Here is a 7,035-nt window from a genome sequence, read left to right as displayed (position 1 = left end):
ATCAATTCCCTTTGCCAGTATTAAGAAGCCGTTTAACTTTTTGTATAAGAATTTCGACGCCTTCCGCTTTATCAAAATAATCGTCTGCCTTTTTGATCAAAGACTTCTGATCATCTTTCGGGAAAACGCTGGACACGATAATTTTTACTGGAGGTGTCCTTCTCTTAATGCTTTCAAAAACTTTCATGCCGGTCTTCTTAGGAAGCGCAATATCAAGAATAACTAATCCAATCTTCGGTTCTTTAGCAAATAATTTGAGCCCCGAATCTCCATCTCCTGCTTCAAGGGTGCGGTATCCAAGATCCTCAAGTTGGCTTCGGAATAACTTTCTAATCTTTAATTCATCTTCGATAATAAGTATCGTGCCCAAATGCATTATGCTTCGCTCAATTTTTTTTATCTTCTCAATCAAAATATCAACACCTTGGGCTTTATCATAGTAGTCAGCGGCATCTTTCATTATTTTCCGTTGCTGTTCAACGGGATAAACGCTCGACACAATTACTTTTACGTTCTTATGAAATGTCTGCATAAGATCAAACAAGACACTTCCGAAAACATGAGGAAGGTTAATGTCCAGCAAAATGATATCGAAATGTTTCGCAATTAGAATCTCACTGGCTTGCACGGCATCAGAAACATTTTCCACCTCATACCCTTCATTTTGAAGTAATTCCGCATACAGTTTTCGAACCTTATCCTCATCTTCGACTATCAATATCCTCATCATTTAAAATCCTCCTTATTTTATTCATTCAATATGCGACGATTACACAACTATGACCGCGCAGGTTGTGTTGTTGCTTCAGCCAAACTCCTGCAATAACTAAGGCTGTTGGCAAAAGTTCGTCAAATAATCTTTTACCCTCATGCTCGATATAAATGTACCACAAGGGGAATTAAGAAAAGGTTAAAGAATAATTAAAATTTTTAATGATTATTCACTGGCGGCCGTAAGAATATCTCCGGTGCTTCGAGGCAGGTCTACGGTGAAAACAGTACCCTTTCCAACTTGGCTGGATACTGTTATTTCGCCTTGATGAAGTTTTGCTATTGATTGCGCGATACTTAATCCTAGTCCGCTGTGAGAGCCGGTATCTTTTATTTTTTCTTCGATGCGGAAAAATTTATCAAAAAGCCTTGAGAGATTTTCCTGCGCAATGCCAATCCCGGTGTCAGCAATGGAAATCTTAACGCGTTCATCTTCAAACCGGACAATAATATCCACTCTTCCATCCTGCGGCGTGTATTTTATGGCATTATCAATAAGATTTAAGAATAATCGACGAAGCGTTAGTTCGTCCGCTTTTATCAAGACTTCTGTTCCGGGGACTTGAATATTGACCGCAATATTTTTTTTCACCGCTAAAATTTTGGCTTTTTCAAATAAGACTACGACAAACTGGTTTAGATCCAAGGGCAGCAGACGCAAATCATCAGAACGATAATTAACGCGAGTCAGCAATAATAAGTCTTCAATAATTTTCAGCATGCGCCGCGTTTCCTCCAAACTGCCAATAATAACTTTCTTATATTCTTCTTTATCCCGTTCTTTCTTTAAAGCAACTTCCGCCTCCCCCCTTATAATGGCAAGAGGGGTTTTTAACTCATGGGCGATATATGAGCTAGATTCCGTAATATACGCAAAAGCGGTTTCGAGGCGGGAAATCATGCCATTGAAAGACTTCACCAAATACTGAACTTCCCCGCTGACGTTCTCAGCTGTAACTCTTCTACTTAAATCATCGTGGGTAATACTATCAGCTGTCTCTGCAATTCTTCTGATGGGTTTAATGATTTTCTCTATTGAAATCTGGCTCATCAAATAACCCAGCAAAAAAACCGGAGGCAAAGGTATTAAAAGATAACAAATCATTTCGATTCTTAAGAAATTAGGGCGAAACAAAAAAAGAGCAGTGTAATACGCGCCTAAAATAACACTTAATAAAATAACGTATAATTTTTTTCGTTTAAAATTAATAAGATCAAGGCGCATTATTCTTCCTTTATTATGTACCCTTTACCATGAATGGTATGAATGAGCGGTTTATTGTGATTTTTGTCTACCTTGGTACGCAAAAAACTGATAAATACATCAATGACATTCGTGAAACTATCGAAATCCTCATGCCAGACATGCTCAGAGATCGTTGTCCGTGTAACAACATGATTGGCATTAAGCATTAAATATTCCAGAAGTGCAAATTCTTTGCTACTAAGCTGGATTTCTTCCCCTGCTCTTTTCACTTTATGCCGCAGCTGGTCTAATTCCAAATCAGCGACTTTTAGAATACCCGTCTTATCGTCCCGATTCCTTCTTAGCAATGCGCTGATTCTCGCTGAAAGCTCCTCAAAATCAAAGGGTTTCGCAAGATAATCATCCGCTCCGGAATTTAATCCTAAAACTTTATCTCTCACCCGGTCTTTCGCGGTAAGCATCAAAATGGGCACATTGATCTTCTTTTTTCGTAGCTCCCGGCACATAGTAATGCCGTCTATTTGCGGAAGCATGATATCAAGAATTATCAGATCATACGGATTTATTTCCGATAGAAACATAGCCTTCTCCCCATCGAACGCCGTGTCAACAATATAATTCTCTTCCTTGAGTCCACGCTTAATAAAATTAGATATTTTTATTTCATCTTCAACTAATAATATTCGCATTCTTTACTCCTTAAAATTTATTCTTTATAACGTGCCATGGCTTGCTGCAAAACAGAAAAATATTCCATGTTAGCCAACCCCAGGAGCACATCCCCTCCATGTATTACCGTAGACCCTGCAGGGATAACAAATTTATCATTTTTTGAGATAAACATTATCAGCCATTTTCAGGAATATTTAAATTCCGGATCATCTTGCCTGCAGCCCCTGAATTATCCGGAACTATTATGTCGGTTAATACCGCATCAATATTTCCTAAGAAACGACTTCTAAGGCTGGCTTCCTTCTAAACTAATAAGCGCATGGAAATCACCATCAACGCCCTTGTGTCAACAACTAGAAAGTCACCACCTTATCGCTCTCTTTCACAATGTCATATATATCTTTCATGGTCGAAATAGGGCACATTTCAGAGCCTTCCTGCTCTCTCGACTTGATACAACTTCCGCAGGCGTAAATCTTACCGCCTGCCTGCATCAATTGTTCAGCTTGTTCAATAGTATTAAATTTTTCTGTGCTGATTTTCTGATACTCAACGCCTTTGCCCATGAAAAATATTTTTACTTCGTCACCCTGACCGAGAGCGAAATTGCCGTAACGCAAAGCGTTCCAGCATGTTTCTGCGTCATTACTTGAAATAACGATTCCTATTTTCATTATGCCTTCTCCCTTTGCATTTCCGACGGATTGGGTGTTTTAAATACTAAAAATGTGGCATTATCACTACCGGTATTTTGAATAATCATCGGCGTTTGATAGACGATAGGCAACAAATCGCCTTCTTTAACTTTATTATCCACACCCGCAAGGGTTACCGTTAAATCGTTGCCTTTTACAACCAGCAGATGAACGTTTGAATTCGCATTATGCCGAGGCACACTTTGCCCAGGCTTCAACGCTATCTGCATTACAAGAAGATGCTTCTCGTCAACAACCTTACGATTACCCATTTTATCGTCATTATACGGAATATTTTCTAAAACGTTCATTAATAATTCTCCTTTTATGCATCGTTTATTTCCCTGACATAATGGCCGTTATATCATACCCAAAACAGCTCCGTCCTCGATTACTGTGAAGCCGATATTACCTTTTGCGACAGTTCAACCCGAGTTTTCGGCAGAGAATCCGGAAAACTCTTTTGTAAAAAAGTGACCAACTTTTCTCTCACCGCACAACGTAGATCCCAAGCCTTGGAAGCATCGGCTGCGCTCATCAGGGCGCGGATTTCAAGAGTATGCTCCTTAGCATCCGTCACCTGAAGCACATTAACCTTTTTGTTCCAAAGGGGATTGCTTTGAAGAATACGAGTCAATTCTTCTCGGATCTTTTCGATCGGAACAGAATAATCAGCATAAATAAATACCGAACCAAGAATATCCGCCGAACTCCTCGTCCAATTCTGGAAAGGCCGCTCGAGAAAATAAGATATCGGCAAAACAAGACGTCGCAAATCCCATATGCGTACCACCACAAAAGTGAGAGTGATTTCTTCGATCCTTCCCCATTCATTTTCAACAATAACCACGTCATCCACGCGAATAGGCTGAGTAAAGGCGAGCTGAATACCGGCAATGAAGTTACCAACGGTCTTTTGGGCACCTAAACCGACAACTATTCCCAAAATACCAACCGACCCTAAAAGGCTGGTTCCGATTTGACGAAAATTTTCAAAACTCATAAGAATAAAAGAAATCGTAAATAAAACAATTAAAGTGGCGATGATATTCTTAATAACTTTTACCTGTGTATGGACGCTTCGGGCCTTTAGGTTGTCAGAAACGGTAACATCATACATGCTTAAAAAACTCACCTTGAGCGAATAAATGGCGCAGTTGACAAACCAACCGATGGACAATATAAATAAGATCTTGCTGATGCTGCTGATATATAAAATGACTGTATTCGGAAGTTTGAGCATCGGAACTGCAAGTAGCACAAATCCAGAGGGAAATAAAAAACGAAGAGGGGTCAGGAGACCTCCTGTAAAGACTTCAACCTTATTAAAAAGAATCTTCTTATTAAACTTTTTCAGAACAAACCTGGAGATAATATAGGCTATGGCTGCGAAGGTCAGCGCGCCCGCCAATATTGTCAGCGAGACGAACAGGTCATGATTTAGCATATTGGTAATCTTTTCCATTTTTCTTCCCTCCAATCTTTTACAAAATGAGGTAACCTTTTCCCTGCCCCAAAATTAACTTTGTCTATTTTTGTTATTATACACTAAAGACTTCTAAAATTGGAGCAAGAACCTTAACCATATCGGAATACCTTTTTTAGGGGTGAGCGGTAATAACAAATTTTCCCGCATGGTTACGTTTTTTTATGACCTCTCTTGATACAAACCACAATCTATCAATATTCTTGATTTGTCATGTTTAATATATAATTTAGAACCTGTGACATTTTCGTTAGCAGCTAAAATTGTAATTTTCATTTTAAACCTCATACCTTTTAACGCCCCTCCATCATTGCCGCAACATCATCATCAGCTGTAGATATTGGCTTAAGATTAAACTTTTCTACAAGGACTTTCGCCACATTAGGAGATAGAAAAGCCGGCAATGTCGGACCCAACCGCATGCCTTTAAAACCAAGATGTAATAATGCTAAGAGAACGATCACCGCTTTTTGTTCATACCATGCAATATCAAACGATAAAGGTAACTTATTGACATCATCAAGCCCAAATACTTCCTTGAGTTTTAATGCAATAATTGCCAATGAGTAGGAATCATTACATTGTCCGGCATCTAAAACACGAGGAATGCCTCCAATATCACCCAGACCAAGTTTAATATATCGATACTTCGCACATCCAGCTGTTAAGATAACTGCATCCTTTGGTAATTTTTCGGCAACTTCCGTAAAATAGCTGCGTGGTTTTTGGCGGCCATCACAGCCTCCCATAACAATAAAACGCTTGATAGCTCCAGATTTTACCGCCGCGACAACTTTGTCAGCTAAAGCAAAAACTTGATTGTGCGCAAAACCTCCAACAATTTCTCCTGTTTCTATTTCTTGTGGAGCATCACACGTTTTAGCTAATTCAATGATTTGAGCAAAGTCTTTGGTTCCCCCATCAGATCGATCAGCAATATGCGTTATGCCTGGATACCCTGCCATACCTGTTGTAAAAATCCTATCCTTATACGAATCTTTCACGGGAATAATACAGTTGGTTGTTATAAGGATCGGACCATTGAATGTCTCAAAATCTTTATTCTGATGCCACCATGAGCCACCATAATTGCCTGCAAAATGGTCATATTTCTTAAACGCCGGATAATAATGAGCAGGGAGCATTTCGCTATGTGTATAAACATCAACACCTGTTCCCTCGGTTTGTTTCAGCAGCTCATCCATGTCTTTTAAATCACGCCCCGAAATCAAAATGCCGGGATTATTTCTTACCCCCAGATTCACCTTTGTGATTTCTGGATTACCATAAGCACTAGTATTAGCTTTATCCAAGACCGCCATTGCTTTTACACCGTTTTCTCCTGCCTCAAGAACAAGCGCAGTCAATTCATCCGCTGACAAATCTTTTGTAATAGCAGCAAGCCCTTTGTACATAAAACTAAAAATAGACTCATCATACTGACCTAAAACGGCTGCATGCTCAGTGTAAGCGGCTATTCCTTTTAATCCATATAAAAGCAATGATTTCAATGATCGAACATCTTCATTGTCACTATATGATAACGGGCTAACATTGACTGCTTTTTTAAGGAAGTCTTCCTTTGTCTCAGCCGTCCATAATGCCGCGTCATGCAATCCCTCTTGAGAGATACCAGCTTTTGCTTTTAATTCACTTCGCAAAATAATGGCTTTTTTGATAAGCGCTACGATTCTATCCTCATCAAAATTTGCATTTGTTATTGTTGCGAACAAAGCCTGGCAGGTAAATATACCATATTTCTTATCTACTTCCCCCTCTTTCTCTGCATAAATTGAAAGCCCCTGCAATACATAGATCAATAGATCCATAAGGTCTGCAGCTCTTTCATCTTTTCCGCATACTCCTTTAATAGTACAACCTGTATTTCTAACTGTTTCTTGACACTGGTAACAAAACATAATCACTATCTCCTTTTTAAATTAATTTAAATATACATCTTTCAAGTGATGTAATAGTTTATGAAACTTTTCACGTGTCCCCACACCGATTCTTTCGACTTCCACCTTTTCAAAATCTTCCAAAAGTTTCTCTTGCGCTTCTTCAGAGAGATTTTGATTGGCCATCATATATAATATGTTATCTTCCTTATCAATATGCTGCCGCAAAAGACCAATATATTTATTGGAATTTTCTACGATTTGATCTGTCGTTTTTTCTACAATTTTGTATCTCATTATAGCAAC

Annotated in this window: 8 protein-coding genes; all 8 read right to left on the bottom strand. The window is 38.9% G+C overall.

All coding sequences use genetic code 11. The annotated features are described in order from the left end of the window. Nucleotide 1 precedes the first annotated feature (1 nt). Complete coding sequence (locus tag PHY73_08650; GenBank protein ID MDD3375770.1) at nt 2-730, bottom strand: response regulator; 729 nt, start codon at nt 728-730, stop codon at nt 2-4. 207 nt (nt 731-937) lie between these two features. Further along, a complete protein-coding gene (locus tag PHY73_08645) occupies nt 938-1,876 on the bottom strand; it encodes an ATP-binding protein (GenBank protein ID MDD3375769.1) in 939 nt (312 codons plus the stop codon). Between the two features lie 119 nt (nt 1,877-1,995). Beyond that, the gene (locus PHY73_08640) at nt 1,996-2,667 is read right to left on the bottom strand and encodes a response regulator transcription factor (protein ID MDD3375768.1); all 672 of its coding nucleotides are present in this window, start codon (nt 2,665-2,667) and stop codon (nt 1,996-1,998) included. A gap of 336 nt (nt 2,668-3,003) precedes the next feature. After that, nucleotides 3,004-3,324 (bottom strand): DsrE family protein, encoded by a 321-nt coding sequence (locus PHY73_08635; GenBank protein MDD3375767.1) that lies wholly within the window; start codon nt 3,322-3,324, stop codon nt 3,004-3,006. Next, on the bottom strand, nt 3,324-3,656 hold the full coding sequence (locus tag PHY73_08630; GenBank protein ID MDD3375766.1) for a cupin domain-containing protein: 333 nt from the start codon (nt 3,654-3,656) through the stop codon (nt 3,324-3,326). The genes PHY73_08635 and PHY73_08630 overlap by 1 nt, the downstream gene beginning before the upstream one ends. 80 nt (nt 3,657-3,736) lie before the next feature. Then, nucleotides 3,737-4,810: a mechanosensitive ion channel gene (locus PHY73_08625; GenBank protein MDD3375765.1), complete on the bottom strand. Its 1,074-nt coding sequence runs from the start codon at nt 4,808-4,810 to the stop codon at nt 3,737-3,739. A 314-nt stretch (nt 4,811-5,124) separates the two neighbouring features. Further along, nucleotides 5,125-6,750 (bottom strand): hydroxylamine reductase, encoded by a 1,626-nt coding sequence (hcp, locus tag PHY73_08620; protein MDD3375764.1) that lies wholly within the window; start codon nt 6,748-6,750, stop codon nt 5,125-5,127. A 21-nt stretch (nt 6,751-6,771) separates the two neighbouring features. Beyond that, nucleotides 6,772-7,035 (bottom strand): hemerythrin (locus PHY73_08615; GenBank protein ID MDD3375763.1); only part of this gene is annotated, 264 nt, incomplete at its 5' end.

This window comes from Candidatus Omnitrophota bacterium, from assembly GCA_028693815.1.
GTDB lineage: Bacteria > Omnitrophota > Gorgyraeia > Zapsychrales > Aceulaceae > Aceula.
Note: the sequence above shows the minus strand (reverse complement) of the source record. Positions and strands in the feature narration are given on the sequence as shown.

What these genes read in the sequence shown, in the direction of transcription:
- PHY73_08635 (MDD3375767.1), bottom strand. Translation starts at nt 3,324, where the DNA reads ATGAAAATAGGAATCGTTATTTCAAGTAATGACGCAGAAACATGCTGG.
- PHY73_08640 (MDD3375768.1), bottom strand. Translation starts at nt 2,667, where the DNA reads ATGCGAATATTATTAGTTGAAGATGAAATAAAAATATCTAATTTTATT.
- PHY73_08645 (MDD3375769.1), bottom strand. Translation starts at nt 1,876, where the DNA reads ATGATTTGTTATCTTTTAATACCTTTGCCTCCGGTTTTTTTGCTGGGT.
- PHY73_08650 (MDD3375770.1), bottom strand. Translation starts at nt 730, where the DNA reads ATGATGAGGATATTGATAGTCGAAGATGAGGATAAGGTTCGAAAACTG.
- PHY73_08630 (MDD3375766.1), bottom strand. Translation starts at nt 3,656, where the DNA reads ATGAACGTTTTAGAAAATATTCCGTATAATGACGATAAAATGGGTAAT.
- hcp (MDD3375764.1), bottom strand. Translation starts at nt 6,750, where the DNA reads ATGTTTTGTTACCAGTGTCAAGAAACAGTTAGAAATACAGGTTGTACT.
- PHY73_08625 (MDD3375765.1), bottom strand. Translation starts at nt 4,810, where the DNA reads ATGGAAAAGATTACCAATATGCTAAATCATGACCTGTTCGTCTCGCTG.